General features: G+C 71.7%; 24 protein-coding genes. 7 read left to right on the forward strand and 17 right to left on the reverse strand.

The window, feature by feature from the left end; all coding sequences use genetic code 11:
* Window positions 1-25: 25 nt before the first annotated feature.
* Window positions 26-496: a hypothetical protein gene (locus KV381_RS13405; protein ID WP_030086056.1), complete on the reverse strand. Its 471-nt coding sequence runs from the start codon at window positions 494-496 to the stop codon at window positions 26-28.
* A 96-nt stretch (window positions 497-592) separates the two neighbouring features.
* On the opposite strand from KV381_RS13405, the gene KV381_RS13410 reads away from it, so the two are divergent.
* Window positions 593-1,165 (forward strand): dihydrofolate reductase family protein, encoded by a 573-nt coding sequence (locus KV381_RS13410; protein WP_030086058.1) that lies wholly within the window; start codon window positions 593-595, stop codon window positions 1,163-1,165.
* Between the two features lie 118 nt (window positions 1,166-1,283).
* Window positions 1,284-1,814 carry a hypothetical protein gene (locus tag KV381_RS13415; protein WP_218785276.1) on the forward strand — a complete coding sequence of 177 codons (531 nt, stop codon included), beginning with the start codon at window positions 1,284-1,286 and terminating at the stop codon, window positions 1,812-1,814.
* Between the two features lie 100 nt (window positions 1,815-1,914).
* On the opposite strand, the gene KV381_RS13420 is transcribed toward KV381_RS13415, so the two are convergent.
* Window positions 1,915-3,072, reverse strand: a complete 1,158-nt coding sequence (locus KV381_RS13420) for an acyl-CoA dehydrogenase (protein WP_030632934.1) — start codon at window positions 3,070-3,072, stop codon at window positions 1,915-1,917.
* Between the two features lie 207 nt (window positions 3,073-3,279).
* On the opposite strand from KV381_RS13420, the gene KV381_RS13425 reads away from it, so the two are divergent.
* Complete coding sequence (locus KV381_RS13425) at window positions 3,280-4,623, forward strand: UDP-glucose/GDP-mannose dehydrogenase family protein (protein ID WP_030632933.1); 1,344 nt, start codon at window positions 3,280-3,282, stop codon at window positions 4,621-4,623.
* A gap of 49 nt (window positions 4,624-4,672) precedes the next feature.
* Window positions 4,673-5,869, forward strand: coding sequence for a GDSL-type esterase/lipase family protein (locus tag KV381_RS13430; protein WP_218785277.1), 1,197 nt, complete (start codon window positions 4,673-4,675; stop codon window positions 5,867-5,869).
* A gap of 3 nt (window positions 5,870-5,872) precedes the next feature.
* On the opposite strand, the gene KV381_RS13435 is transcribed toward KV381_RS13430, so the two are convergent.
* Genes KV381_RS13435 through KV381_RS13445 form a run of 3 tightly spaced genes read right to left on the reverse strand, consistent with a single transcriptional unit; the run spans window position 5,873 to window position 8,766 of the window.
* Window positions 5,873-7,057: a dipeptidase gene (locus KV381_RS13435; RefSeq protein ID WP_030086073.1), complete on the reverse strand. Its 1,185-nt coding sequence runs from the start codon at window positions 7,055-7,057 to the stop codon at window positions 5,873-5,875.
* Between the two features lie 12 nt (window positions 7,058-7,069).
* Entirely contained in the window at window positions 7,070-7,618 is a 549-nt protein-coding gene (gene purE, locus KV381_RS13440; protein WP_218785278.1) for a 5-(carboxyamino)imidazole ribonucleotide mutase, read from the reverse strand.
* Window positions 7,615-8,766, reverse strand: coding sequence for a 5-(carboxyamino)imidazole ribonucleotide synthase (locus KV381_RS13445; RefSeq protein WP_218785279.1), 1,152 nt, complete (start codon window positions 8,764-8,766; stop codon window positions 7,615-7,617). Before KV381_RS13445 ends, purE begins: the two co-directional genes overlap by 4 nt.
* A 178-nt stretch (window positions 8,767-8,944) precedes the next feature.
* On the opposite strand from KV381_RS13445, the gene KV381_RS13450 reads away from it, so the two are divergent.
* Window positions 8,945-9,466 carry a GtrA family protein gene (locus KV381_RS13450; protein ID WP_030086078.1) on the forward strand — a complete coding sequence of 174 codons (522 nt, stop codon included), beginning with the start codon at window positions 8,945-8,947 and terminating at the stop codon, window positions 9,464-9,466.
* A gap of 66 nt (window positions 9,467-9,532) precedes the next feature.
* Here KV381_RS13450 and KV381_RS13455 read toward each other — a convergent pair whose 3' ends face one another.
* Entirely contained in the window at window positions 9,533-10,798 is a 1,266-nt protein-coding gene (locus KV381_RS13455) for an ATP-binding protein (RefSeq protein ID WP_030086080.1), read from the reverse strand.
* Between the two features lie 58 nt (window positions 10,799-10,856).
* Complete coding sequence (locus KV381_RS13460; RefSeq protein ID WP_012380631.1) at window positions 10,857-11,534, reverse strand: response regulator transcription factor; 678 nt, start codon at window positions 11,532-11,534, stop codon at window positions 10,857-10,859.
* 490 nt (window positions 11,535-12,024) lie between these two features.
* Between KV381_RS13460 and KV381_RS13465 the strand changes: the two genes are divergently transcribed.
* Window positions 12,025-13,524 (forward strand): peptide MFS transporter, encoded by a 1,500-nt coding sequence (locus KV381_RS13465; protein WP_030086083.1) that lies wholly within the window; start codon window positions 12,025-12,027, stop codon window positions 13,522-13,524.
* A 257-nt stretch (window positions 13,525-13,781) separates the two neighbouring features.
* Here the strand turns inward: KV381_RS13465 and KV381_RS13470 are convergent, their stop codons facing one another.
* The 6 genes from KV381_RS13470 to KV381_RS13495 all read right to left on the reverse strand — a co-directional run bounded on the left by KV381_RS13470 (window position 13,782) and on the right by KV381_RS13495 (window position 19,274).
* Window positions 13,782-15,164, reverse strand: a complete 1,383-nt coding sequence (locus KV381_RS13470) for a hypothetical protein (RefSeq protein WP_218787214.1) — start codon at window positions 15,162-15,164, stop codon at window positions 13,782-13,784.
* Window positions 15,165-15,178: 14 nt separating this feature from the next.
* The gene (locus KV381_RS13475) at window positions 15,179-16,243 is read right to left on the reverse strand and encodes a hypothetical protein (protein WP_218785280.1); all 1,065 of its coding nucleotides are present in this window, start codon (window positions 16,241-16,243) and stop codon (window positions 15,179-15,181) included.
* Window positions 16,240-17,193 (reverse strand): hypothetical protein, encoded by a 954-nt coding sequence (locus tag KV381_RS13480; RefSeq protein ID WP_030086089.1) that lies wholly within the window; start codon window positions 17,191-17,193, stop codon window positions 16,240-16,242. The genes KV381_RS13475 and KV381_RS13480 overlap by 4 nt, the downstream gene beginning before the upstream one ends.
* Before the next feature lie 118 nt (window positions 17,194-17,311).
* Window positions 17,312-18,040, reverse strand: coding sequence for a hypothetical protein (locus tag KV381_RS13485; protein WP_030086091.1), 729 nt, complete (start codon window positions 18,038-18,040; stop codon window positions 17,312-17,314).
* A 171-nt stretch (window positions 18,041-18,211) separates the two neighbouring features.
* A complete protein-coding gene (locus KV381_RS13490; protein ID WP_030086094.1) occupies window positions 18,212-18,703 on the reverse strand; it encodes an ATP-binding protein in 492 nt (163 codons plus the stop codon).
* Window positions 18,704-18,905: 202 nt separating this feature from the next.
* Window positions 18,906-19,274 (reverse strand): STAS domain-containing protein, encoded by a 369-nt coding sequence (locus tag KV381_RS13495; protein WP_030086096.1) that lies wholly within the window; start codon window positions 19,272-19,274, stop codon window positions 18,906-18,908.
* 285 nt (window positions 19,275-19,559) lie between these two features.
* Between KV381_RS13495 and KV381_RS13500 the strand changes: the two genes are divergently transcribed.
* Window positions 19,560-20,540, forward strand: coding sequence for an RNA polymerase sigma factor SigF (locus KV381_RS13500; protein WP_103537760.1), 981 nt, complete (start codon window positions 19,560-19,562; stop codon window positions 20,538-20,540).
* A gap of 139 nt (window positions 20,541-20,679) precedes the next feature.
* Here the strand turns inward: KV381_RS13500 and hutI are convergent, their stop codons facing one another.
* The 4 genes from hutI to hutU all read right to left on the reverse strand — a co-directional run bounded on the left by hutI (window position 20,680) and on the right by hutU (window position 26,250).
* Window positions 20,680-21,852, reverse strand: a complete 1,173-nt coding sequence (gene hutI / locus KV381_RS13505) for an imidazolonepropionase (RefSeq protein WP_218785281.1) — start codon at window positions 21,850-21,852, stop codon at window positions 20,680-20,682.
* A gap of 101 nt (window positions 21,853-21,953) precedes the next feature.
* The gene (locus KV381_RS13510) at window positions 21,954-23,321 is read right to left on the reverse strand and encodes a formimidoylglutamate deiminase (protein ID WP_086779361.1); all 1,368 of its coding nucleotides are present in this window, start codon (window positions 23,319-23,321) and stop codon (window positions 21,954-21,956) included.
* Complete coding sequence (locus KV381_RS13515) at window positions 23,312-24,592, reverse strand: allantoate amidohydrolase (protein WP_218785282.1); 1,281 nt, start codon at window positions 24,590-24,592, stop codon at window positions 23,312-23,314. The genes KV381_RS13510 and KV381_RS13515 overlap by 10 nt, the downstream gene beginning before the upstream one ends.
* Window positions 24,592-26,250 carry a urocanate hydratase gene (gene hutU, locus KV381_RS13520; protein ID WP_030086108.1) on the reverse strand — a complete coding sequence of 553 codons (1,659 nt, stop codon included), beginning with the start codon at window positions 26,248-26,250 and terminating at the stop codon, window positions 24,592-24,594. Before hutU ends, KV381_RS13515 begins: the two co-directional genes overlap by 1 nt.
* Between the last annotated feature and the right edge of the window lie 48 nt (window positions 26,251-26,298).

Genomic DNA, 26,298 nt, shown 5'->3' on the forward strand with positions numbered 1-26,298 from the left:
CACCAGGACCGGGGGGGCGGCGGCCTCATCCGACCGGCCCCTTCGGTTCCAGTTCGGTGAAGTCCTCGTGGAGGGCGTCGAGATGGCGGCCGGTCGGCGTGCCCGTCGGGTCCAGCTCCGCCAGCCGCCAGCCGGGCAGCTGTTCCTCGACCTCGGCCGGGAGCGATCCGTCCGCCGGGTCCGCCAGGGCGTTCAGCACCCCGAACGCCGTCTCCCGGGCGATCTCCCGGGCCAGTGCGCCCAGTTCCTCGGGGGTGAGCCCGGCCGCCAGGGCGCGGTCGACGGCGTCGGCGGCCGCGCCGTCCGTGCGGTAGGCGGCCACCCACCGGGGCGCCTCCGTGGCCCAGGCGTCGACGTCCTGCCACACCGTGCGCAGGAAGCGGTAGCGGGCGAGCTGCGGCAGCCCCTCCTCCGTCTCGGACTCGGCCCAGTCCCGGGCGTCGGCGTCCGCGCCCAGGGCGCCGAAGAGGGTGGTCAGCCTGTCGAGTTCGGTCATGGGGAGGGAGGCTAACCGATGAGTTTTCCGGCGGCGCGCGGTCAGTACATGCGTAACAGTGAGACATAAGCAGCCGAGAGAAACCCAGGAGTCCCGATGCGCACCCTGATCAGCACCGCCTTCGTCTCGCTCGACGGCGTCATGGAGGCCCCGGGCGGCGAACCCGGCTACCGGAACTCGGGGTGGACGTTCAAGGACATCGAGTTCCTGCCGGAGGCGTACGAGCTCAAGGGCCGGGAGCAGGAGGAGGCCGCGGCCCTGCTGCTGGGCCGGGCCAGTTACGAGGCGTTCAGCCCGGTGTGGCCGGGCATGGAGGAGTTCACCGGGTACAAGGCGATGCCGAAGTACGTCGTCTCCACCCAGCTGACCGACGGCGACCTGGTCGCCGACTGGGGCGAGACGACGATCCTGCGGTCGCTCGACGAGGTCGCCGCCCTCAAGGAGACCGAGGGCGGCCCGATCATCGTCCACGGCAGCACCGAGCTGAACCGGAACCTCGCGGACGCCGGCCTCATCGACCGGTACCACCTGCTGGTCTTCCCGGTGCTGCTCGGCGCGGGCAAGCGCCTGTTCAGTACGACGGACAAGGACCAGCAGAAGCTGAAGCTGGTCGAGTACGAGGCGTACGCCAACGGGATCCAGAAGAACGTGTTCGACGTGATCCGCTGACGCGTCGGGCCGCGGGAGACAGCCCAACCCTCTGCGAACTGGCTGGGCACACCCACGAGTTCAGCCGTACCTTGGTCCGACCGGGGCTGCTCACGGCGAGCGGAGGGCGGAGGGCGGAGTGCAGAAGATCGGGCCCAGGGTCGGCATGCGGCTGATCCATATGACGCACACCGAGCACCGTGGATCGGACACGTACCACTACTACCGGATCCAGACCGCCTGGGTCGACCGGCCTCCCGAGGGGATCCGGACCGGGCATCTGCGGTGCGCCACCTGCGGCGGCCTGGTCGGCTTCCGGCTGCGCAGCCGGGCACGCGCCAGGGCGCGCCAGCGGCTGTGGCTGGCCGTCGGGCTCATCGCGGCGGCCGCACTCGCGGTGCTCATCATGATCACGGCGACGAGGATCAGCAGCGGCTCGGGGGGCGAATCCCGGACTCTCGTGCCCGCCGCTCTCGCGGTGGTCGCACTGATTCTGTCGGTCATCCTCCTCCCCAGCGAGGACGGAGTGACGCTGGCCCGTGTACGAGGCAGCGGCCCGCACGGCTTCAAACCGATGAAAATGAGCGTGGCGTGGTCCAAGCCGCCCGCGACCGACCAGCCCGTCCGCGCGGAGATCGTCTTCGACGATCCGGACCCACCCGCCTCCTGAATTCCCCGCTTGCCGGAGCGGGCCTGCACGGATACCGAGGACGCGACGGCCCCCGGCGGAGCCGCCGGGGGCCGTACAAGGCGCTGTGCGCGGAAGGCCGTTACGGCAGGTTGCGCGCCATCACGATGCGCTGGACCTGGTTGGTGCCCTCGTAGATCTGGGTGATCTTGGCGTCGCGCATCATGCGCTCGACCGGGTAGTCCCGCGTGTAGCCGTAGCCGCCGAGCAGCTGGACGGCGTCCGTGGTGACCTCCATCGCGACGTCCGAGGCGAAGCACTTGGCGGCCGCGCCCTGGAAGGTCAGGTCCGCATCGCCGCGCTCCGACTTGGCGGCCGCCGCGTAGGTGAGCTGGCGGGCGGCCTCGATCTTCATCGCCATGTCGGCGAGCATGAACTGGATGCCCTGGAAGTCCGCGATCGGCTTGCCGAACTGCTTGCGCTCCTGGACGTACCCCTTGGCGTAGTCCAGTGCGCCCTGGGCGATGCCGAGGGCCTGGGCCGCGATGGTGATGCGGGTGTGGTCCAGGGTCTTCATCGCCGTGGCGAAGCCGGTGCCCTCCTCGCCGATCATGCGGTCGGCGGGGATCCGGACGTTGTCGAGGTAGACCTCGCGGGTCGGCGAGCCCTTGATGCCGAGCTTCTTCTCCGGGGCGCCGAAGGAGACGCCCTCGTCGGACTTCTCGACGACGAACGCGGAGATGCCCTTGGAGCGCTTGGTCGGGTCGGTGACCGCCATGACCGTGTAGTACTCGGAGACGCCCGCGTTGGTGATCCAGCGCTTCACGCCGTTGAGGACCCAGAAGTCGCCGTCGCGCACGGCCTTCGTCTTCATGCCCGCCGCGTCGGAGCCGGCGTCCGGCTCCGAGAGGGCGTACGAGAACATCGCGTCGCCCTTGGCCAGCGGGCCCAGGTACTTGGCCTTCAGCTCCTCCGAGCCCGAGAGGATCACCGGGAGCGAGCCGAGCTTGTTGACGGCCGGGATCAGGGAGGAGGAGGCGCAGACGCGGGCCACCTCCTCGATCACGATGACCGTGGCGAGCGCGTCGGCGCCGGCGCCGCCGTACTCCTCCGGGACGTGGACGGCGTGCAGGTCCGAGGCGACCAGGGCGTCCAGCGCCTCCTGCGGGAAGCGGCTCTCCTCGTCGACCGCGGCGGCGAAGGGGGCGATCTTCGACTCGGCGAGCGCGCGGATGGTCTCGCGGAGCATGTCGTGCTCCTCGGCCGGACGGTACAGGTCGAAATCGGTCGAACCCGCCAAGACGCTCACTCCCCAGATGCTAACTACCGTTAAGTAACTCAATTTTAGTGCGCCGACCGTCCGACGGCATACGTGCCGCGTACGTGAGCTTGCCGACAGGGGTGGGGCATGGGGGAGGTACCGGGCATATCGAGCGGTGAATTCCGGCCTTCCGGTCCCGGACTATGCTCGGTCCGCACGTCCGTCCGCATCTTCCAGGAGCACTCCATGGCCCTCAGGATCACCGTGATCGGCACCGGCTACCTCGGCGCCACCCATGCCGCGGCCATGGCCGAGCTGGGCTTCGAGGTCCTGGGGCTCGACATCGTGCCGGAGAAGGTCGAGCTGCTGTCCTCCGGGCGCGTGCCGATGTACGAGCCTGGGCTCGAAGAGATGCTTCAGCGGCATGTCGCGGGCATCGAGGGGTCCACCGGGCGGCTGCGCTTCACCACCTCCTGGGAGGAGGTCGGCGCGTTCGGCGATGTGCACTTCGTCTGTGTGAACACTCCGCAGAAGCACGGCGAGTACGCGTGTGACATGAGCTATGTGGACAGCGCCTTCGAGTCGCTGGCCCCGCATCTGACCCGGCCCGTCCTGGTCGTCGGCAAGTCGACCGTCCCGGTGGGCTCCGCCGCCCGGCTCGCGGACCGGCTCGCCGAGCTGGCTCCGGTCGGCGCCGGCGCCGAGCTGGCCTGGAACCCGGAGTTCCTCCGCGAGGGCTTCGCCGTGCAGGACACGCTCCACCCGGACCGGATCGTGGTCGGCGTGCGCAGCGAGACCGCCGAGAAGCTGCTGCGCGAGGTGTACGCCGGGCCGGTGGCCGAGGGCTCGCCGTTCGTGGTCACCGACTTCCCGACCGCCGAGCTGGTGAAGACCTCCGCCAACTCCTTCCTGGCCACCAAGATCTCCTTCATCAACGCGATGGCCGAGGTCTGCGAGGCCGCCGACGGGGACGTCGTGAAGCTCGCGGAGGCCATCGGGCACGACGAGCGCATCGGGAAGAAGTTCCTGCGGGCCGGGATCGGCTTCGGCGGCGGCTGCCTGCCCAAGGACATCCGCGCCTTCATGGCGCGCGCCGGAGAGCTGGGCGCGGACCAGGCGCTCACCTTCCTCCGCGAGGTCGACTCCATCAACATGCGCCGCCGCGGCCACATGGTGGAGCTGGCCCGGGAGGCGGTGGGCGGCGACTCGTTCCTCGGCAAGCGGGTGGCGGTGCTGGGCGCCGCGTTCAAGCCCGACTCCGACGACGTACGCGACTCCCCCGCGCTCAACGTCGCCGGGCAGATCCACCTCCAGGGCGGCCAGGTGACCGTGTTCGACCCGAAGGGGATGGACAACGCCCGGCGGCTGTTCCCGACGCTCGGTTACGCGGACTCCGCGCTGGAGGCGGTGCGCGGCGCGGATGTGGTCCTGCACCTGACGGAGTGGCGCGAGTTCCGCGAGCTGGACCCGGCCGAGCTGGGCGAGGTGGCCGCCCGCCGGATCATCCTGGACGGGCGCAACGCCCTGGACAGCGCGGTGTGGCGCGAGGCCGGGTGGACGTACCGGGCGATGGGCCGCCCGAAGGCCTGAGAGCCGTCCCGCCGGCTTCGGCCCCGCCTCCGGCGGACAGGCTGAGCCCATGAACGACTCGCGCGACCGGATCATCACCCCGCTCACCGGCGACCTCCTGCGCGGCGCGCTCGACCTGGAGCGCACCGCGCGCGGCGGTCTGCTCCCGCACCGGCTGCCCGCCGCGGCACGGGCCCGGTTCGACGGTGACGAGGAGCTGGCCCGCGCGGAGTCCCAGCCCTCCGGTGTGCGGGTGGTGTTCCGCACCCGGGCCACCGTCGTCGAACTGGGCCTCCTGCGCACGGTCGTCGGCTACCGGGGCGTCCCGCCCGCCCCGGACGGCGCGTACGACCTGCACATCGACGGGGAGCCGGCCGGGCGGACCACGGCGAGCGGCGGCGATGTCGTGCTCGTCGACCTGGCGGACGGTTCGCGGGAGACGTTCCCCGGGCGGATCGGCCGCGTCCGGTTCGACGGGCTGCCCGGGCGGGAGAAGGACGTCGAGATCTGGCTGCCGTACACCGAGACCGCCGAGCTGATCGACCTGCGCACCGACGCCCCCGTCACGGCCGTGGCGCCGAGCGGGCGGCGGGTGTGGCTGCACCACGGCAGTTCGATCAGCCACGGTTCGGCGGCCGCCGGCTCGGCCACCGCCTGGCCCGCCCTGGCCGCCGCGGCGGCCGACGTGGAGCTGGTCAATCTGTCGCTGGCCGGCAACGCCCTGCTCGACCCGTTCACCGCGCGCGCCCTGCGGGACACCCCCGCCGATCTGATCAGCGTCAAGATCGGCATCAACCTCGTCAACCGGGACCTGATGCGGCTGCGCGCCTTCGGCCCGGCCGTGCACGGGTTCCTCGACACCATCCGCGAGGGGCGGCCCGCCACCCCGCTGCTCGTCGTGTCGCCCGTGCTCTGCCCGGCCCACGAGGACACTCCGGGGCCCGCGGCACCGGACTTCCGGGACGGGAAGGTGGAGTTCACCGCGCTGGGCGACCCGGCGGAGTCCGCCTCCGGCAAGCTGACCCTGCGCGTCGTCCGCGCGGAGCTGGCCCGGATCGTGGCGGAGCGGGCGGCGTCGGACCCGTACCTCTTCCATCTGGACGGACGCGCGCTGTACGGCGAGGCGGACCACGCCGAGCTGCCGCTGCCGGACCGGCTCCACCCGGACGACGCCGCCCACCGCCGCATGAGCGAGCGCTTCGGGGCGTTCGCCTTCGGTCCGGGCGGACCGTTCGCGGCGGTGGGCGGCGGATCGAGCGACCGGTAGGCGTCAGCCGTCCAGCTCGGCGATCGTCGCGTGGGACGGGCCGCGCACGCTCTGCTCGGCGCGGGCCACGGACTCCGCGTCGCGCAGGACGCGTACGGAGTTCTGCCAGGTCAGCTTGGCCAGGTCGCCCTCGGACCAGTTGCGCCGCAGCAGCTCGGCGATCAGGTTCGGGTAGCCGGAGACGTCCTCCAGGCCGCGCGGGGTGAACGCCGTGCCGTCGTAGTCGCCGCCGATGCCGATGTGGTCGACGCCCGCGACCTCGCGCATGTGGTCGAGGTGGTCCGCGATGGTCGAGACGGTGGCCTCGGGGCGCGGGTGGGCCGCCTCGAAGTCCTCGTGGATGCGCATCGCGACCGGGGTGGTGTCGAGGTGGTGCAGACCGTGCTCGCGCATGTTGCGGTCGGCGGCCAGGGTCCAGGCGACCGCCTCGGGCAGCACGAACTTCGGGACGAAGGTCGCCATCGCGACGCCGCCGTTGGCCGGGAGGGCGGCCAGCACGTCGTCGGGGATGTTGCGCGGGTGGTCGCAGACGGCCCGGGCCGAGGAGTGCGAGAAGATCACCGGCGCGGTGCTGGTGGCGAGCGCGTCACGCATCACGCCGTCGGCGACGTGGCTGAGGTCGACCAGCATGCCGACGCGGTTCATCTCGCGGACGACCTCGTGGCCGAAGGCGGAGAGCCCGCCGAGGCGCGGCAGGTCCGTGGCGCTGTCGGCCCAGTCGATGTTGTCGTTGTGGGTGAGCGTCATGTAGCGGACGCCCAGGTCGTACAGCGCGCGCAGGGTGCCCAGCGAGTTGTTGATGGAGTGGCCGCCCTCGGCGCCCATCAGCGAGGCGATCCGGCCCTCGGCGCGGGCCTTCTCCAGGTCGTCGGCGGTGAGCGCCCGGCGCAGGGAGGTCGGGTAGCGGGCGATCAGCTCGCCGACGACGTCGATCTGCTCCAGGGTGGCGCTGACGGCCGCGTCGCCGGTCAGGTCGGTGCGGACGTACACCGACCAGAACTGGCCGCCGACCCCGCCGGCCCGCAGCCGGTTCAGGTCGGTGTGGAGCAGGCCGCGCTGGTCGGCGGCGATGTCCCGGGCGTCGAGGTCGTAGCCGACCTGTTCGCGCAGGGCCCAGGGCAGGTCGTTGTGGCCGTCGACGACGGGGTGGGCGGCCAGCAGTTCGCGGGCGCGGGCGAGATGGTCCATGAGGGCCGCCCCTTACTTTCCGAAGCCGAAGGAGTCCGAACCCTGGACCTTGGAGCGCAGGCGCTTGCCCTTCTCGGTGGCCTGGTCGTTCAGCTCCTGCAGGAACTCCCGCATCCGGTCCTGCAGCGCGGGGTCGCTCGCGGCGAGGATCCGGGCGGCCAGCAGGCCCGCGTTGCGCGCGCCGCCGACGGAGACGGTGGCGACGGGGACTCCGGCGGGCATCTGGACGATGGAGAGCAGGCTGTCCATGCCGTCCAGGTACTTCAGCGGCACCGGGACGCCGATGACCGGCAGCGGGGTGACGGAGGCCAGCATGCCGGGCAGGTGGGCGGCTCCGCCCGCGCCCGCGACGATCGCCTTCAGGCCGCGGCCCGCCGCTTCCTCGCCGTACGCGATCATCTCGCGCGGCATGCGGTGGGCGGAGACGACGTCGACCTCGTACGGGATCTCGAACTCGTCGAGCGCCTTGGCAGCCGCCTCCATGACGGGCCAGTCGGAGTCCGAGCCCATGACGATGCCGACGAGCGGGGCGGCGGGGGATCCGGTGCCGGGGGAAGTCATTCGGTGATCGTTCCTCGCAGGTAGTCGGCCGCGTGCCGGGCGCGCTCCCGCACGTCCGCCAGATCGTCGCCGTAGGTGTTGACGTGGCCGACCTTGCGGCCGGGCTTCACGTCCTTGCCGTACATGTGGATCTTGAGCTGCGGGTCGCGGGCCATGCAGTGCAGATACGCCTGGTACATGTCCGGGTAGTCGCCGCCCAGGACGTTGCACATGACCGTCCAGGGGGCGCGCGGGCGCGGGTCGCCGAGCGGGAGGTCGAGGACCGCCCGCACGTGGTTGGCGAACTGCGAGGTGATCGCGCCGTCCTGGGTCCAGTGGCCGGAGTTGTGCGGGCGCATCGCCAGCTCGTTGACCAGGATGCCGGGCTTCCCGTCGGGTCCCCGGGTCTCGAACAGCTCCACCGCGAGGTGTCCGACGACGTCCAGCTCGGCGGCGATCCGGAGCGCGAGCTGCTGGGCCTCGCCGGCCAGGGCCTCGTCCAGCTCCGGGGCCGGGGCGATCACGGTGTCGCAGACGCCGTCGACCTGGATGGACTCGACGACCGGGTAGGCGACGGCCTGGCCGTGCGGCGAGCGGACGATGTTGGCCGCCAGCTCCCGTACGAAGTCGACCTTCTCCTCCGCGAGGACCGGAACGCCGGCGCGGAACGGATCGGCGGCGTCCGCCTCGGAGCGGACCACCCACACGCCCTTGCCGTCGTACCCGCCGCGCACGGTCTTGAGGATGACGGGGAAGCCCCCGACCTCCTCGGCGAACGCGGCGGCGTCCGCCGGGTCGCTCACGATGCGGTTACGGGGGCAGGGGGCGCCGATCTCCTGGAGCTTGGCCCGCATCACCCCCTTGTCCTGGGCGTGCACCAGGGCATCGGGGCCGGGGCGCACGGGGATGCCGTCCGCCTCCAGGGCCCGCAGGTGCTCGGTGGGCACGTGCTCGTGGTCGAAGGTGATCACGTCGCAGCCGCGCGCGAAGGCGCGGAGCGTGTCCAGGTCGCGATAGTCGCCGATGACGACCTCGCTGACCACCTGGGCCGCCGAGTCCTGGGGCGTGTCACTGAGGAGCTTGAATTTCAGGCCGAGGGGGATACCCGCCTCGTGGGTCATGCGGGCGAGCTGACCGCCGCCGACCATGCCGACTACCGGGAACGTCACGTCTCCAGGGTATCCGGCGCGCCGGTGGTTCCCGGACGGCCGTACGGATGGCCGCCCGCCCGCCGCCCTCGCGGACTCACGGGCGTCACACGGGCGGGCTGGTTAGCATGGCGGAGTTGACGTGGTTACGTCGACACGTCAGCCAGACGCCTTCCGACGGACGGGACCAGCGATCACCATGAGCGAACCGGGCGCACTGCGGACCCGGCTTGAGCTGCTGGCCCGGGAGGTCGCCAAGTTCGGCGCGGTCGGCGCTTTCGGCCTGCTGGTCAACATCGCGGTCTTCAACCTGCTGCGGCACACCACGGACCTCCAGGTGGTCCGGGCGAGCGTGCTGGCGACCTTCGTCGCGATCCTCTTCAACTACGTGGGCTTCCGCTACTGGACCTACCGGGACCGCGACAAGACCGGCCGGACCCGTGAGCTGGCGCTGTTCCTGCTGTTCAGTGCGGCGGGCGCGGTGATCGAGACGGGCGTGCTCTATCTGGCGACGTACGGCTTCGGCTGGAACACCCCGGTCCAGAGCAATGTCTTCAAGATCGTCGGTATCGGGATCGCCACCCTGTTCCGCTTCTGGTCCTACCGGACCTGGGTCTTCAAGACCCTGCCCGCCAAGGAGGCCGTGCTGAGCGCGGAACGGTTTCTGGAGCAGCGCAGGCCGGCGGAGGAACGGGTAGCGCCCGATCCCGTACGGAACTGAACCGTCCCGTACGGAAGCGATCCACGGAAGCGGCCTGCGGAACCGACCCACGGCGTCACTCGTTGTTCAGCGCACCGGGCGCTCGGGGTCCGCGCGGTCGACCGGGACCCGGCTGAGGAAGAGCGCGAAGACCGCCGGATGCTGCTGGAGCAGTTCCAGCCGCCCGCCGTCCGCCTCCGCGAGATCGCGGGCGACCGCCAGGCCGATGCCGGTGGAGTTGCGGCCGCTGATGGTCCGCTCGAAGATCCGCGCCCCCAGTTCGGCGGGGACGCCGGGGCCCTCGTCGGTGACCTCGATGACCGCCTGATTGCCGGTGACCCGGGTGCGCAGGGCGACGGTGCCGCCGCCGTGCATCAGGGAGTTCTCGATCAGCGCCGCCAGGACCTGGGCGACCGCTCCCGGGGTGCCGACGGCCCGCAGCCCGTGCTTGCCGGAGCAGACCAGCGCCCGTCCGGCGCTGCGGTAGGCGGGGCGCCACTCCTCGATCTGCTGCTTGACGATCTCGTCGAGGTCGAAGACGACGGCGGACCCGGTGCGCGGGTCGCGCGAGTTCGTCAGGAGCCGCTCGACGACGTCGGTGAGGCGCTCGACCTGCGTGAGGGCGATGTTCGCCTCCTCCTTCACCGTGTCGGGGTCGTCGGTGACGGAGATCTCCTCGATCCGCATGGAGAGCGCGGTGAGCGGAGTCCGCAGCTGGTGCGAGGCGTCGGCGGCCAGCCGGCGTTCGGCGGTCAGCATCCGGGCGATCCGCTCGGCCGAGGAGTCCAGGACGTCGGCGACCCGGTCCAGCTCGGGCACCCCGTACCGCTTGTGGCGCGGCCGGGGGTCCCCGGAACCGAGGCGTTCGGCGGTCTCGGCGAGGTCGGTGAGCGGGGAGGCCAGCCGGTTGGCCTGGCGTACGGCGAGGAGCACGGCCGAGACGATCGCCAGCAGCGCCACCGCGCCGATGATCAGGAGCGTGCGCCCGACCTCGCGGGTGACGGCGGTGCGGGACTCCTCGACGGTGACCTTCTCGCCCTGCTCGCCGGTCTCGGTGGCGCGCAGGACGCTGCCGGAGGGGCGTTCGCCGACGGCGATGGGCTCGCGGCCGGGGATCTCGATCAGCGCGAACCGGGCCGGGTCGATCTGCTCGGCCAGCACGCCGGAGTTGATCGTCTCCTCGCCCAGCAGCCGGCTCTCGACCACACTGATCAGCCGCAGCGCCTCGGACTCGACGCTCTCCTGGGCGCTGGCGCTGATGGTGCGGGTCTCCACGATCACCAGCGAGACGCCGAAGACGGCGATGACGACGAGCACCACGGCGAGCGTGGAGTTGATCAGCCGACGGCGCATGTCCGCCGCCTCACGGGGCCGTCGGGGCGGTTCTCAGAACGCATGGGAGCTTCGTACGTCAGCTCTTCTCGAACCGGAAGCCGACGCCCCGGACGGTGGCGATGTAGCGCGGATTGGCGGCGTCGTCGCCGAGCTTCTTGCGCAGCCAGGAGATGTGCATGTCGAGGGTCTTGGTGGAGGACCACCAGGTGGTGTCCCAGACCTCGCGCATCAGCTGGTCGCGGGTGACGACCCGGCCGGCGTCCCGGACCAGGACCCGCAGCAGGTCGAACTCCTTGGCGGTGAGCTGGAGTTCCTCCTCGCCCATCCAGGCCCGGTGCGACTCGACGTCGATCCTGACCCCGTGGGTGGCGGGCTGCGCGACGGGCTCGGACGCACCGCGCCGCAGCAGGGCGCGGACCCGGGCGAGCAGCTCGGCGAGCCGGAACGGCTTGGTGACGTAGTCGTCGGCGCCCGCGTCCAGGCCGACGACCGTGTCGACCTCGTCGGCGCGGGCCGTCAGCACCAGGATCGGGATGGTGTGACCGCCGGCCCGGAGCCTGCGGGCGACTTCGAGACCGTCCATCCCGGGCAGCCCCAGGTCGAGAACGACCAGGTCGATGCCGCCCTGGAGGCCGGCGTCGAGCGCGGTCGGACCGTCCTGGCGGACCTCGACCTCGTAACCCTCCCGACGCAGTGCGCGGGCCAGTGGCTCCGAGATGGATGCGTCGTCCTCGGCGAGCAGTACACGGGTCATGGACTGATGGTAGTCCGGACGGAGGTCCGGAAGTGAGGCCCACGACGCCACCTGCGGGTCAGCGCCACAAAGAGGACGGAGACCTTTGAATATGGGAGTGTGGTTCCGCTAAGACCTGTGATCCATGTCTCAAGTCCTTTCATATCCCGCCGTGTCGTGTCGTATGGTGTCCCGACGCCTGTTGCACTACTCAAGGACCTTTGGGCAGCCATGAGCGCCAAGGGTCCCTTTTGTGTGCGGGGTCGGTTCCCGCCGGCCCGCTTCGAGTGAATGACCTGTGAGCCGGGCCCGGAACGCGAGAACGCGTGACGGGCGTGGATCCCGACGCGGTTCCTCCCCGCTCCGCCGCCGTATCTCCGCCAGGAGCCCGGCCGCGCGGAGCACGTCCCCCTCAGGCGTGGGGACGGGGCACGCCGCGCCGGTGCCGGCTGCCCCCCACCGGGCGCGTACCGCTCACGAGGCGGCGCGTCCCGACCAGCAAGGATCGACCATGGCGTCCAGCCTGACGAAGGACTCGCCGAGTTCCGGTGAGAAGACCTTCTTCGGCCACCCCCGCGGTATGGCCACCCTGTTCATGACGGAGATGTGGGAACGCTTCTCCTGGTACGGGATGCGCGCCATCCTCACCCTGTACTTGGTGGCCGCCGTGCTCGACGGCCCCCTCGAGGGCCGGGAGGCGCTCGCCGCCTCCATCTACGGTGTCTACAACGCCGTCGTCTACATGGCCGCGATGCCCGGCGGCTGGGTCGCCGACCGTCTCTGGGGCGCCCGCAAGGCCGTTCTGGTCGGCGGGATCATCATCGCGCTGGGCCACTTCACCCTGGCACTGCCGAGCGACATCGCGTTCTTCGTCGGCCTCGCGCTGATCGCGGCCGGTACGGGTCTGCTGAAGCCGAACATCTCGGCGATGGTGGGCGGCCTCTACGAGGGCCAGACCAGCGCCCGCCGCGACGCCGGTTTCACGCTCTTCTACATGGCGATCAACATCGGTGGCCTCGCCGCCCCGCTGCTCGTCGGCTACCTCGGCGAGAACGTCAACTGGCACCTCGGCTTCGGTGTCGCCGGTGTCGGTATGACCTTCGCGGTGATCCAGTACGCGCTGGGCTCCCGGCACCTCGGCGAGGTCGGCAAGCTGCCCGCCAAGCCCATCTCCCCCGAGGAGCGCCGCAGCACGCTGCGCAAGGTGGGCCTGTGGGCCGGCATCGCGGTCGCCGCGCTGCTGATCGACCTGGCGCTGGGCACGTACGACATCGAGCACATCGTCAACGTCCTGGCCGTGCTGGGCGTCGTCGTGCCGATCGTCTACTTCATCACGATCTTCCGGGACCCGGCGCTGACCAAGGAGGACCGGCCGAAGATCAAGGCGTACGTGTGGTTCTTCATCACCGCCGTGCTCTTCTGGATGATCTACGACCAGTCCGGCTCGCTGCTGACGATCTTCGCGGACAACAAGACGGACCGCTTCATCGGCGGCTGGGAGTTCCCGGCCTCCTGGCTGCAGTCGGTCAACCCGGCCATGGTCATCATCCTGGCTCCGATCTTCGCCACGCTCTGGGTCAAGCTGGCCACGCGCAACCGTGAGCCCAGCACCCCGATGAAGTTCGCGCTGGCGATGCTCCTCATCGGTGGCTCCTTCGGCATCATGGGCCTGGCGGGCGCGGCCGCGGCCAACAGCGACACGGGCAAGGTCACCGTGTTCTGGCTGCTCGCCGTCTACCTGGCGCAGACCATGGGTGAGATGTGCCTCTCCCCGGTCGGCCTGTCGCTGTCCACGAAGCTGGCGCCGAAGATGTTCGTCGGCCAGATCATGGGCCTGTGGTTCCTGGCCACGTCGACGGGCAACGCCCTGAACGGCTGGACCACGAAGCTCAACGCTCCGCTGGGCGACGCCGCGTACTACACGCTGCAGGCGGTCGTCGCGGTCGCGGCGGGCATCGCCTTCATGGTGGCGGGCCGCAAGATCCGCGCCCTGATGGGCAATGTGAAGTAGCTCCTCGGCGAGGAACGTGAAGCAGCGGGTCCGCACGAACTTCTCGTGCGGACCCGCTGCCGTTCGTCGTCGGCCTCTTCTACTTCTTGGTCTCGACCTTGACGCTGCGCGGGAAGCTGCTGAACCCGCACTTCACCGAGGACTTCTCACCGGGCTTCTTCCAGTCGCCGAACAGCGTCCACGGGATGGTGTGCTCGGCGCCCCGGCCCGTGCTCCCGTGCTCCGTGCTCCGTGCTCCCGTGCTCCGTGCGCCCGGCTCAGCACGTGCCGCGCAGCCTCCGCCACGGGGTGAACGTGAACACCGCGCCGCCCAGCAGGATCGCCGTACCGGCGACCAGGCCGAGTGCCCGCAGCGCACCGTCGCCCTCGGCCCCGGTGGCGGCCAGCCCGCCGCCGGAGTCCGTGCCGCCGCCGGACGCCGCGGCCCCGCCGGAGTCCGCAGCGCCGCCGCTGCCGCCGGACGCGCCGCCCGGCTGGGCGGAGGTGTCCAGCTCCAGGGAGACCGCCACGTCGTCGGGCGGCGTGCAGGTCGTGGTCGTACCGGCGGCCATCACCGTCAGGACGCCGGGGCTGAGCGTGGACTTTCCGCTCGCACCGGGCTTGTACGTACCCGTGAGGTCGGGGATCTCGATCGGGGCTCCGGTCTTGATGACCTCCTTGTTCAGCGGCCCCTCGACCTTGACCGTGCCTTCGTCCGCCCCGCCGAGCTTGACGTCCATGGACGGTTTGACCTGGTTGGCGGGAATGTCGATCGGGCTGTCCATCACGGACTTGCTGAACTTCACCGTCAGGTCGTACGCCCCGCCGTTCTTCCTGGCGTCGATCCTGACCGGCGAGGTGGCGTTCTTGTCCCCGATCGGCGTCTTGCACGCGTAGGCGACGGACACCTCCTTGCCGGGGAAGTCGGTCTCGCCGCCCCCGCCGCCGGTGCTCCCGCCGGAGTCACCGCCTCCGGAGGTGGTGCCGCCCGCGTCCGTGCCGCCGTCCGCGCCGCCCGTCGTCGTACCGCCGGTCGTGGTGCCGCCGGTGTCGTCGCCGCCGGTCGTACCACCGCTGTCCGTGCCGCCGCTGTCCGTACCGCCGGAGGTCGTGCCTCCGGTGGTGTCGCCGCCGCCCTCGGTGACCTTGATCGTGGCGCCGGGCCGAACCTCTTCCTTCGGCGCGCACTTGGTGTCCGTGGAGATCGGCTTGGACACGTTGATGTTGTACGCACCCGGCGTCAGCGTGATCTCCCCGGCGGCCTCCAGCTTCAGCGTGCCCTTCATGTCGGACAGCACCATGGGGCTGTTCTTGGGTATGGGCGGGTTCTGTCGCGGGCCCTCCAGCTTCAGTTCGCCGCTCGCCGCACCGCCCAGGGTGATGGTGCCGGTCGGCTTGACCGTGTCCGCCGACAGGTCCAGCACGTCCGGGTTCTTGGACGCGGCCTCGACCGTCTTCCAGACGACCTCGATCTCGTCGCCCACCTTCGCCTCGGCCGGGGCGGTCAGCTCCACCTTCGTGGTGCCCTGCACCGCGGGCAGTCCCGAGATCGGCGGCGGAATACATTCCGTCGCGTAACTGACCTCGGCGGCCTGGGCCGGACTCGCGGCCATCAGGATGCCCGCGCCGCCGAGCATCAGCGCGACTCCGGCCGCGCTCATCCTCCGTTGCGTGCTCACGCTTGTCCCTTCGTCGTGGGTCGGGGTGGGTTCTCCAACGGTGCGGAATCCGGGGTGAACCACGGCAGCACGGCCGTGGTCGCGGTGGTGTTCGCGGGGGCGGCCTGGGCGGCGGGTGTCGCGGCCCTCCGCGTACGGTGCGCGCCTGCGGGGCGGGGTCGGACCTTGTCCACGATCGCCATGCCGATACGGAAGACGGCCGCCGGGACGACCAGGCAGAGCAGCACCCAGAAGAGCGTGACGCCCCAGGGCCGGCCGACCCCCCACGGCTGCTCGGCCAGCACCTTCTTCCCGTACCGCAGGGACACCTGGTAGTCGCCGTGCGCGCCCGCCGACAGTTCGACCGGCAGCTTGATCTGCGCCTTGCCGCCGGGCGCGACCGTGCCGCGCCACTGGCGTTCCTCCCACTGAGGGGCGTAGACGCCGTGCGCGATGCCGATCTCGAAGACAGGATCCTCGACGGGGGCGGACCCGAGATTGCCGACGGTGAAGACGAGTCGGCGCGCGGGCGGGGCTCCGAACCAGGTGAGCAGGGAACTGTCGCCCTCCAGCCGGGTGGTGGCCAGCACCGCGAGCTTCCCGCCGCCGGTCTGCCGCGGCAGCTCCGCCGTGGGATGGCCCGCCACGGTGAACACCGCGTCGGCCAGCGACTGTTCACCCGTCACGGTGGCGATGTGCACCACGCAGGGGCACGGCTTCGGCGGTTCGGCGACCGGCAGCTTCTTGCTGAAGGCGCCCTTCTTGTCGGTCGTGACGGCGCGGCCGTCGGCGTTGGCACAGGAGTTGGTGCCGCCGATCACGCCACGCTCCGGGGTGGACTGCCCACAGATCAGCAGCATCAGCAGCGCCTCGGCGCGCCAGCCGCTGCCGCTGACGGTGATCTCGCCGCCCTTGCCCGCCTCCTTCTTGGACAGGCTGACGGTGGGGTCGCCGTCGGCCGCCCGGGCGGGCGGCGTTGTCAGGGTGACCAGGGCGGGCAGGAGCGCCAGGAGGGCGGCCAGGAGCAGGAGGACGGGCGGCGCGGGGCGCCGGAGGGCTCGGGGGCCGGGCTGCTGCGTCACTTTTCCGCTCCCGCCTTCGCCAAGGGCCTCGTATCTGTTTCTGCTTCTGCTTCTGCTTTCGTCTCTGCTTCGGCCTCCGTGTCCGGCGGCTCCGGGGCGCCGCGCCCGGTGCGTCGCCGCCGTCGGTACGCGCCGGAGCCGAGCAGGGCCAGGACGCCGAGCACCAGCAGCCCGCCGCCGACGGCCGGAAGCACCGGGAGGTACGTCGCCGAAGCCTCCGCCTCGTCCCGGGCGCCGCCCGGCGCGGTGACCCGGAGCCGTACGGTGACCGCGTCCAGGGCCGGGGCGTCGGGCCAGGGCTCGGTCAGCTCCACCCGCCGGCCGGGGGCCAGCTCCAGCGGAAGGGGCCGTTCCGGGCGGTCCAGCAGCGTGCCGAACACCCCGTCGACGCGCACCGCCAGACGGGGCCTCAGCAGCGCGTTGCCCCGGTTGACCAGGGCGTACCGAAGGGTCTCGCCGGATATCCCGACGTCCTCGACGGTGAGCGCCGCCAGCGTCGGACCGCCGATCCGGACCCGGACCGGTACGCGGCTCTCCTCGCCCCCGTCGACCGCCACGACCTCCCCGGAGGCGTCGCCCGGCACCGCGTCGGGCGGCACCGTGAGGGCGAGCGGCACCTCCGCACGGGTCCGGGCCGGCACGGTGACCGCGTCCGCGGCGAACCGGATCCAGGCCCCGGCCCGGCCGTCGCCCCGCAGCCGGACGGTCAGCGGGGCGCGGCCGGAGTTGGTCACCGCGAGCCGGTCCTGGAGGACCGTGCCGGGGGTGCCCTCCAGATAGACGTACGGCCTGGCGTCCCGGTCGCCGCTGCCGCCTGCGGGCCGGGCCGTCCAGTCCGCCGGACCGTCGTCAGCGGCGGCCGGGGTCGAGGCGAGCGCGCACAGCAGCGCGGCGAGCACCGCCGTGAGGACGAGCAGCGCCCGGCGGAGGCGCGGGGTGGGTGGCGACATGGGGCGGCTCTCCTCTGCCTTCCGGCGGCGATGGCGCTGCCGTACGCGTGCGCCGCATGCGCTGCCGTACGGGCCCTCCGTGCGGGCCGTACGCCGCATACAGGCCGTACGGACGTGATCAGCCTGCGGAGCGCTGTCCTCGCCGGGTCAGCCAGAGCACCCCGGCCGCCCCGGTCAGCAGCACGGTCCCGCCGAGCGTGCCGAGCGCCGCCGCCGAGTCCAGCGGACCGGTGCGGGGCAGCTCGCCACCGCCCGTGGAGCCTCCCGAACTGCCACCGGTGGAACCGCCCGTGGAACCTCCGGTGGAACCGCCCGTGGAGCCGCCGTCCGATGAGCCGCCCGCCCCCTGGACGTCGAGTTCGAGGGAGGGGCCCGGGCTGTTCTTGGGCGTACACGTGGTGGTCGTACCGAGCGCCTTGATGGTGAGGACCCCGGCGGTGAAGGTGACCTTGCCGCTCTTCTTCGGGGTGTACGTCCCCGACAGATCACTGATCTTGATGGGGGTGTTGGCCGGAATCGCCTCGGCGTTCGCCGGGCCGGAGACCTGGACCTTTCCCGCCTCCGCGCCGCCCAGCTCGATCACGGCGCTCGGGTTCATGGCGCCCTTGCCCAGCTCGACCGGGCTGGAGGAGACGCCCTTCTGGAAGGACATCGTGAGTTTGTAGCCGTCGCCGCTCTTCACGCCCTTGATATCGATGGGCGAGACCGCCCCCTTGGGCCCGATGGGCGTCACGCACTGGTAGTTGACGTCCACGACCTCGGCATACGCGGCGGGCGCGCCCGCCACCACGATCGAGCCCGCCAGCGCAGCCGCCAGCGCGAGAGTGGTCCGCTTCTGGTTCGACACCTCGTGTTCCCCTCATGCCGGACGCCGCCGCGCGCCACGGTCCGTACGGGCACGCATTACTGACGGCACATCAGATTGGGCGCTCAAGGTACGCCCGGGGCCTGATGGAGGGAAGACAAAGAGCGCGCCGATCCGGCGCGCTCTTCAGTGGTGCGGAGGTGAGGGATGCGGCTAGGCGGGCGCGGCGAGCTCCGCCCAGACGGTCTTGCCCGGGGCGTCCGGTGTGCGCAGGACGCCCCAGTCGAGGCAGAGGCGCTGCACGATGAACATGCCGTGCCCGCCGGGCCGGCCGGCGCGGTGCGGCGTACGGGGTGCGGGCTGCCCGGCCCCCCGGTCGACGACCTCCACCCGCAGCACCTTGGCGGTGCGGCCGATCCGGAGTTCCTCGGGGCCCTCCGCGTGCAGACAGGCGTTGGTCACCAGCTCGGAGACGACCAGCAGGACGTCCTCGGCGGCGGCCCGGCGGTCCGCGCTGGACGCCGGAAGCCAGCCCCAGTCGTGCAGCGCCTGCCGGGCGAAGTCACGGGCCGTCGGAACAATGCCGCTGGCCTGCCCGAGTGAGAGCGTGCGCCACTGCCGCTCGGCCGGGACGGGCGAGGCTGCGCCCGCTTCGTCCGGCTCGCGACCGAGGTCGCCCGGCGGATGCTGCCGGGTGGTGCTCATCAGCGCTTCACCTCACCGATTCGCCATGTCGCCATGTCGCCGTTGAACAGATAGTGATCAGTTACCGAGTGTGCCGGAGCCCTCGCGGGGCACCGCCGGGGTGTCTCCTGCCCTGCTGTTTCGCAACAACACCCACTTGGGACACACGATCGCGTGACACAGCCGACATCGGGGACGTCCGCGGCCGCGCGCTCGTGCCGGGTCAGGTGGCCAGGGCCTCTTCGAGCGTGGCGTGGACGGTGAAGACCGCCTCCGCGCCGGTGATCTCGAACACCCTCGCCACGACGGGCAGCATTCCGGCCAGATGAACCCCTCCTCCGGCCGCCTCCGCCTTGAGGCGGGCGCCGAGCAGCACGTTCAGTCCGGTGGAATCGCAGAAATCCAGGCGGGAGCAGTCCACCACCAGGCGCGACCGCCCCTGCTCGATCGCACTCTCCAGGGGCTCGCGCAGCAGATCGGCGGTGTGGTGATCGAGCTCACCCACCGGCGTCACGACCTCGCTGCGCCCCTCGGTCCGGGCCTCGACCTGAAGCCGACCCCGGTTCGCACTGCCGACCGTCCCGCGGTCCATGCCTGTCCCTCTTCGCCGTTCGTCACTGTGCGCGTCACTGCCTGTGCGGCTGTATGCGTAGCTGCCGCCGACGTGCGTAAAACAGTACGCGTTCCGTTGGCCACGCGGTAGTCGGAGAACTCAACAAACCGGACATATAGCAGTAATTGGCGCTTGTCACTGCTGGCCAGGACCGGGTATGGGTAGAGGGACACCCGAAACACGACCGGCTTTGGAGGCGCCGCTTCACCGCAGGAACACGTATGGGCATCGGCAGCCATATGCCGAGAACGATGGAGGAGAACCATGTCACCCCGGCTCGACGAAGCGCGTACCCACAACGCGTCGTCGGCATGTCCTCAGGGACCGACCAATTCCGACTCCCCCGCCGCGAGCGCCGTTCCCGGCCCGCGCACCAGCACCACCAGCACCACCGGCACCACCGGCACCACCTCAGACTTCTCCGGCGCGGCCGGCGAGGGACTCGAAGGACTTCCCGAGATCCCGCCCTACGCCGAAGTGGGCGCTCTGGACGCCAGGGCCCTGTCGAAGACGCTCTTCGAGCGGCTGGAGTCCCTCGAAGAGGGCACGCACGAGTACAGCTACGTACGCAACACCCTCGTCGAGCTCAACCTCGCGCTCGTCAAGTTCGCCGCCTCCCGGTTCCGCTCCCGCAGCGAGCCGATGGAGGACATCGTCCAGGTCGGCACCATCGGCCTGATCAAGGCGATCGACCGGTTCGAGCTGAGCCGCGGTGTGGAGTTCCCCACGTTCGCGATGCCGACGATCGTCGGTGAGATCAAGCGTTTCTTCCGTGACACCAGCTGGTCCGTGCGCGTGCCGCGCCGGCTCCAGGAGCTGCGGCTCGACCTGGCGAAGGCGGGCGACGAGCTCTCCCAGCAGCTGGACCGCGCGCCCACCGTGGCGGAGCTGTCCGAGCGCCTCGGCATCACGCCGGACGAGGTCGTCGAGGGCATGTCCGCGAGCAACGCGTACACCGCGAGCTCGCTGGACGCCAAGCCCGAGGAGGACGACGGCGAGGGCGCCCTCGCGGACCGCATCGGCTACGAGGACCACGGCCTCGAAGGCATCGAGTACGTCGAGTCGCTGAAGCCGCTGATCGCCGCGCTGCCCGCCCGGGACCGGATGATCCTCTCGCTCCGCTTCGTCAGCAACATGACGCAGTCGGAGATCGGCGAGGAGCTGAACATCTCGCAGATGCACGTGTCCCGGCTGCTGTCCCGGACGCTGACCAAGCTCCGCAAGGGTCTGACCCTGGAGGAATGACCCCGGCCCGGCCCGCTGCCCCTCCTCGGGGTTCCACGGGCCGCCGAGCACCGCGGAAGGACCCGCCCCGGACATCGGGAGCGGGTCCTTCCGCGTGTGCGGTGCGGCGGTGTTCCGGGGCCGCCGTCCGGACCGGCCGTCACACCACCCGCTGTCCGCTCCGCCAGACCGCGCCGACCAGCGGGACGCCCGGGCGGTAGGCGAGGTGGACGTGGCTCGGGGCGTCGAGGAGGACCAGGTCGGCGCGGGCGCCGGGGGTGATGCGGCCGATGTCGGTACGGCGCAGGGCGGCGGCCCCGCCCGCTGTCGCGGACCAGATCGCCTCGTCCGGGGTCATCCCCATGTCGCGTACGGCCAGCGCGATGCAGAACGGCATGGACGAGGTGAACGACGAGCCGGGGTTGCAGTCCGTGGAGAGCGCGACGGTGGCCCCGGCGTCGAGGAGGCGGCGGGCATCGGGCCAGGTGGCACGGGTGGAGAACTCCGCGCCCGGGAGCAGCGTGGCGACCGTGTCGCCCTGGCCGAGCGCGTCGACGTCCGCGTCGGTGAGGTGGGTGCAGTGGTCGGCCGACGCGGCGTCGAGCTCGACGGCGAGCTGGACACCGGGGCCGTGACTGAGCTGGTTGGCGTGGATACGGGGGTGCAGCCCCTTGGCGCGGCCCGCCGTGAGGATGGCGCGGGCCTGGTCGCCGTCGAAGGCGCCCTGCTCGCAGAACACGTCGATCCAGCGGGCGTGCGGGGCGCAGGCCTCCAGCATCGGGCCGGTGACCAGATCGACGTATCCGGCGGGGTCGTCGGCGTAGTCGGGGGACACGATGTGGGCGCCGAGGTAGGTGACCTCGTCGGTGTGGCGGCCCGCGACGCGCAGGGCGCGGGCCTCGTCCTCGACGGTGAGGCCGTAGCCGGACTTGGTCTCGAAGGTGGTGGTGCCCTGGCGCAGGGCCTCGGCGAGGTAGCGGGCGACGTTGGCGGAGAGCTCCTCGTCGGAGGCGGCCCGGGTGGCGGCGACGGTGGTGCGGATGCCGCCCGCGCGGTAGGGCTGCCCGGACATCCGGGCGTTGAACTCCTGGGTGCGGTCGCCCGCGAAGACCAGGTGGGAGTGGGAGTCGACGAAGCCCGGGACCACCGCGCGGCCCGCCGCGTCGAGGACGTTGTCAGTGGCGGGTGCTTTGCTGGATTCACCGGTCCAGACGATGCGGTCGCCGTCGATGACGACGGCCGCGTCCTGGATCAGGCCCAGGGGGGTCCCGTTGCCGAGGGAGGGGTCATTGGTGACCAGGCTGGCGATGTGGGTGACGGCGGTGGTCGTCATCTGGAGAGTGTTCTCCTTGCGTTCCGGGAGGGCCGGATCAGCGGGGCGGATCCGGGCCGCGGGGTCCGGGGTCGGTGGTGCGGGGCGGTCACGTCCGGCGCTCAGCCGTGCAGGGCGGCGATCGCTGTCGCCAGCGCCCGCGGCACGTCCTCGATCCGGGTGTGACGGCCGTCCCGGACGATGTGCCGCCCTGCCACGACCGTGTGCCGCACATCAGCGGCGGAGGCGGCGAATACGGCGGTCTCCGCTGCCAGTCGGGGCACCGGTCCGGCCGTTCTGACGGAGTCCAGGGCGATCGTCGTCAGGTCGGCGGGGGCGCCCGGTTCCAGCACGCCCGCGTCGGGGCGGCCGAGTGCGGCGTGCCCGTCGGCGGAGGCGGCCCGGAGCAGGGCGGCCGCCGTCCAGTGGCCCCGGACGTGGGTGCGCAGCCGCTCGTTGAGCTCCATCGCGCGCGCCTCTTCGAAGAGGTCGATCACGGCGTGGCTGTCGCTGCCCAGCGAGAGCGGCGAGCCCGCCTTCTGGAGGGCGGCGGCGGGGCCGATGCCGTCGGCCAGGTCGCGTTCGGTGGTGGGGCACATGCAGGTGCCGGTGGTGGACGAGCCGAGCAGCGCGATGTCCTCCTCCGTCAGATGCGTGTTGTGGATGCCGGTGGTGCGCGGGCCGAGGACTCCGTGGTCGGCGAGCAGCCGGGTGGGGGTGCGGCCGTGGGCGGCCCGGCAGGCGTCGTTCTCCGCCGTCTGCTCGGAGAGGTGGACGTGCAGGGGCGCGTCCCGCTCCTCGGCCCACCGCGCCACGGTGGCCAGTTGGTCCGCCGGGACCGCGCGGACGGAGTGGACGGCCGCGCCGATCAGGGTGTGGTCGTCGCCCTTGAGGAGGGAGGCGCGCTCCGCCCAGGCCTCGGCGGTGGTGTCGGAGAAGCGCAGCTGGTGCCGGTTGGGCTTCTCGCCGAACCCGGCGGCGAGATAGGCGGTGTCCAGCAGGGTGATCCGGATGCCGGCCTCGGCGGCGGCCGCGATCAGCGCCTCGCCCATGGCGTTCGGGTTGGCGTAGGGGGTGCCGCCGGGGGCGTGGTGCAGATAGTGGAATTCGCCGACGGAGGTGATGCCGGCCAGGGCCATCTCGGCGTACGTGGCGCGGGCCAGGTCGAAGTAGGTGTCCGGGGTGAGCTTGGCCGCCGTGCGGTACATCAGCTCGCGCCAGGTCCAGAAGGTGCCCGAGCCGACCTGGACGGTGGCGCGCAGGGCCCGGTGGAAGGCGTGGGAGTGGGTGTTGGCGAGGCCGGGGATGGTCAGGCCGCGCAGCACGGTCGCGCCGTGCGGCGGTGCCTCGACGCCGGTCCTGATCCCGGCGATGCGGCCGCCCGCGACGTCCAGGGTGACGCCCGGCTCGACGTGGGTGCCGAGCCAGGCGTGGTCCATCCAGTACGTCGCGGTGACGGGTGCGCCCGTCGTCCGGTGTGTCAGCTGCACGCGAGACCTTCCAGTACGTCGGCGAGTGCCTCCACCCCGGCCGTGCAGTCGTCCTCGGCGGCGTGCTCGGCGGGTGAGTGCGAGATGCCGGTGGGGTTCCGTACGAAGAGCATGGCGGTGGGCACCGAGGCGGACAAAATACCCGCATCGTGGCCGGCGCCGGTGCCGAGGACGGGCACGGGCCGCCCCGTGTCGCCGGTCCCCGCGAGGATCCTGCCGAGCTCGTCGCGCAGGGCGTGCTCGAACTCCACGACGGGCGTGAACGATTCGCGCACGACGTCGAGGTCGATCCCGGCCCGCTCGGCGTACTGGCGGGCGGCGCGCTCGATGCCGGTGACGACGGCGTCCAGGGTGGCCTGGTCGGCGGCGCGGGAGTCGAGCCAGCCGCGTACGAGGGAGGGGATGGCGTTGACGCCGTTGGGCTCGACCGCGATCTTGCCGAAGGTGGCGAGCGCGCCGGTCAGTTCGGCCTCGCGGCGGGCGGCGAGGACGGTCTCGGCGTACGTGAGCATCGGGTCGCGGCGGTCGACGAGGCGGGTGGTGCCCGCGTGGTTGGCCTCGCCCCGGAAGTCGAACCGCCAGCGGCCGTGCGGCCAGATGGCGGAGGCGATGCCGACGGGGTCGCCGGTCAGGTCGAGGGCGCGGCCCTGCTCGACGTGGAGTTCGACGAACGCGCCGATCCGGGCGAGCCGTTCCGGGTCGGGGCCGATGGCCCCGGGGTCGTGTCCGGCCTTCTCCATGGCGGCGGGCAGGGTGATGCCGTCCCCGTCGCGCAGCCGGTGGGCGTCGGCGACGGTCAGCTGTCCGGCGGCGAGCCGGGACCCGACGCAGGCGAGGCCGAAGCGGGCGCCCTCCTCGTCACCGAAGTTGGTGACGGCCAGCGGCCGGGTGAACTCCACTCCCCTGCGGTGGAGTTCGTCGAGCGCGGCGAAGGAGGAGACCACGCCGAGCGGGCCGTCGAAGGCGCCGCCGTCCGGGACGGAGTCCAGGTGCGAGCCGGTGACGACGGCGTCCCCGGCCAGGGGGTCGCCGAGCCAGGCCCACTGGTTGCCGTTGCGGTCGGTCTCCGGGGTGAGCCCGCGCGCCTCGGCCTGCGCGCGGAACCAGGCCCGGCAGTCGAGGTCCGCCTCCGACCAGGCGTAACGCCGGTAGCCGCCGCTGTCGGCGTGCCGTCCGACGGGAGCCAGCTCCCGCCACATCGAGAGGAAGGAGTCACCCGCACGCCACTGCCGCGACGTGCCGGGCGTGGACCAGGGGGTGCCCGTGGGCATCAGTTGCCCTCCGTCATGGGCACGCGTACGCCCTGGTCGGCGGCGACGGTCTCGGCGATGTCGTAGCCGGCGTCCACGTGGCGGATGACGCCCATGCCGGGGTCGTTCGTCAGCACACGGCGGATCTTCTCGCCCGCGAGCTTCGTGCCGTCCGCGACGGAGACCTGTCCGGCGTGGATGGAGCGGCCCATGCCGACGCCGCCGCCGTGGTGGAGGGAGACCCAGGAGGCGCCGGAGGCGACGTTGACCATGGCGTTGAGCAGCGGCCAGTCGGCGATGGCGTCGGAGCCGTCGAGCATGGCCTCGGTCTCGCGGTACGGGGAGGCGACGGAGCCGCAGTCGAGGTGGTCGCGGCCGATGGCCAGCGGGGCGGCGAGTTCACCGCCGGCGACCATGTCGTTGAAGCGCTCGCCGGCCTTGTCGCGCTCGCCGTAGCCGAGCCAGCAGATGCGGGCGGGCAGGCCCTGGAAGTGGACGCGTTCGCCGGCCATCTTGATCCAGCGGTGCAGCGACTCGTTCTCCGGGAAGAGCTCCAGCATCGCCTTGTCGGTCTTGTGGATGTCGGAGGCCTCGCCGGAGAGGGCCGCCCAGCGGAAGGGGCCCTTGCCCTCGCAGAAGAGGGGGCGGATGTAGGCAGGGACGAAGCCGGGGAAGTCGAAGGCGCGGTCGTAGCCGGCGAGCTGGGCCTCGCCGCGGATGGAGTTGCCGTAGTCGAAGACCTCGGCGCCGGCGTCCATGAAGCCGACCATGGCCTCGACGTGGCGGGCCATCGACTCGCGGGCGCGCTGGGTGAAGTCGGCGGGCTTCTCGGCGGCGAGGGTGGCCATGTCGTCGAAGTCGACGCCGAGCGGCAGGTAGGCCAGCGGGTCGTGGGCGCTGGTCTGGTCGGTGACGATGTCGATCGGCGCGCTCTCGGCGAGCATCCGGGGCAGCAGCTCGGCCGCGTTGCCGAGGAGGCCGATGGAGAGCGGGCGGCGGGCGTCGCGGGCCTCGACGGCGAGCTGGAGGGCGTGCTCCAGGTTGTCGGCCTTCACGTCCAGGTAGCGGTGCTCGATGCGGCGGTCGATGGCGCGCGGGTCGACGTCGATGCAGATGGCGACGCCGTCGTTCATGGTGACGGCGAGCGGCTGGGCGCCGCCCATGCCGCCGAGCCCGGCGGTCAGGGTGATCGTCCCGGCCAGGGTTCCGCCGAACTTCTTCGCGGCGACGGCGGCGAAGGTCTCGTAGGTGCCCTGGAGGATGCCCTGGGTGCCGATGTAGATCCAGGACCCGGCAGTCATCTGGCCGTACATGGTCAGGCCCAGCTGCTCCAGGCGGCGGAACTCCTCCCAGTTGGCCCAGTCGCCGACCAGGTTGGAGTTGGCGATGAGGACGCGCGGCGCCCACTCGTGGGTCTGCATGACGCCGACCGGCCGCCCGGACTGGACGAGCATCGTCTCGTCCTGCTTCAGCGTCTGGAGGGTGCGGACCATCGCGTCGAAGGAGCGCCAGTCGCGGGCCGCCTTGCCGGTGCCGCCGTAGACGACGAGCTTGTCGGGGTGCTCGGCGACCTCGGGGTCGAGGTTGTTCTGCAGCATCCGCAGGGCGGCTTCCTGCTGCCATCCCAGGGCGGTCAGTGCGCTGCCGCGCGGTGCCCGAACGGGGCGGGGTCCTGACATGGCGGTGCCTCCTCGCGACGGTGAAAATCTATTCACATCCTGCTGCTC

The sequence above is a fragment of the Streptomyces sp. WY228 genome (genome assembly GCF_019287315.1).
Lineage (GTDB): Bacteria > Actinomycetota > Actinomycetes > Streptomycetales > Streptomycetaceae > Streptomyces > Streptomyces caviscabies.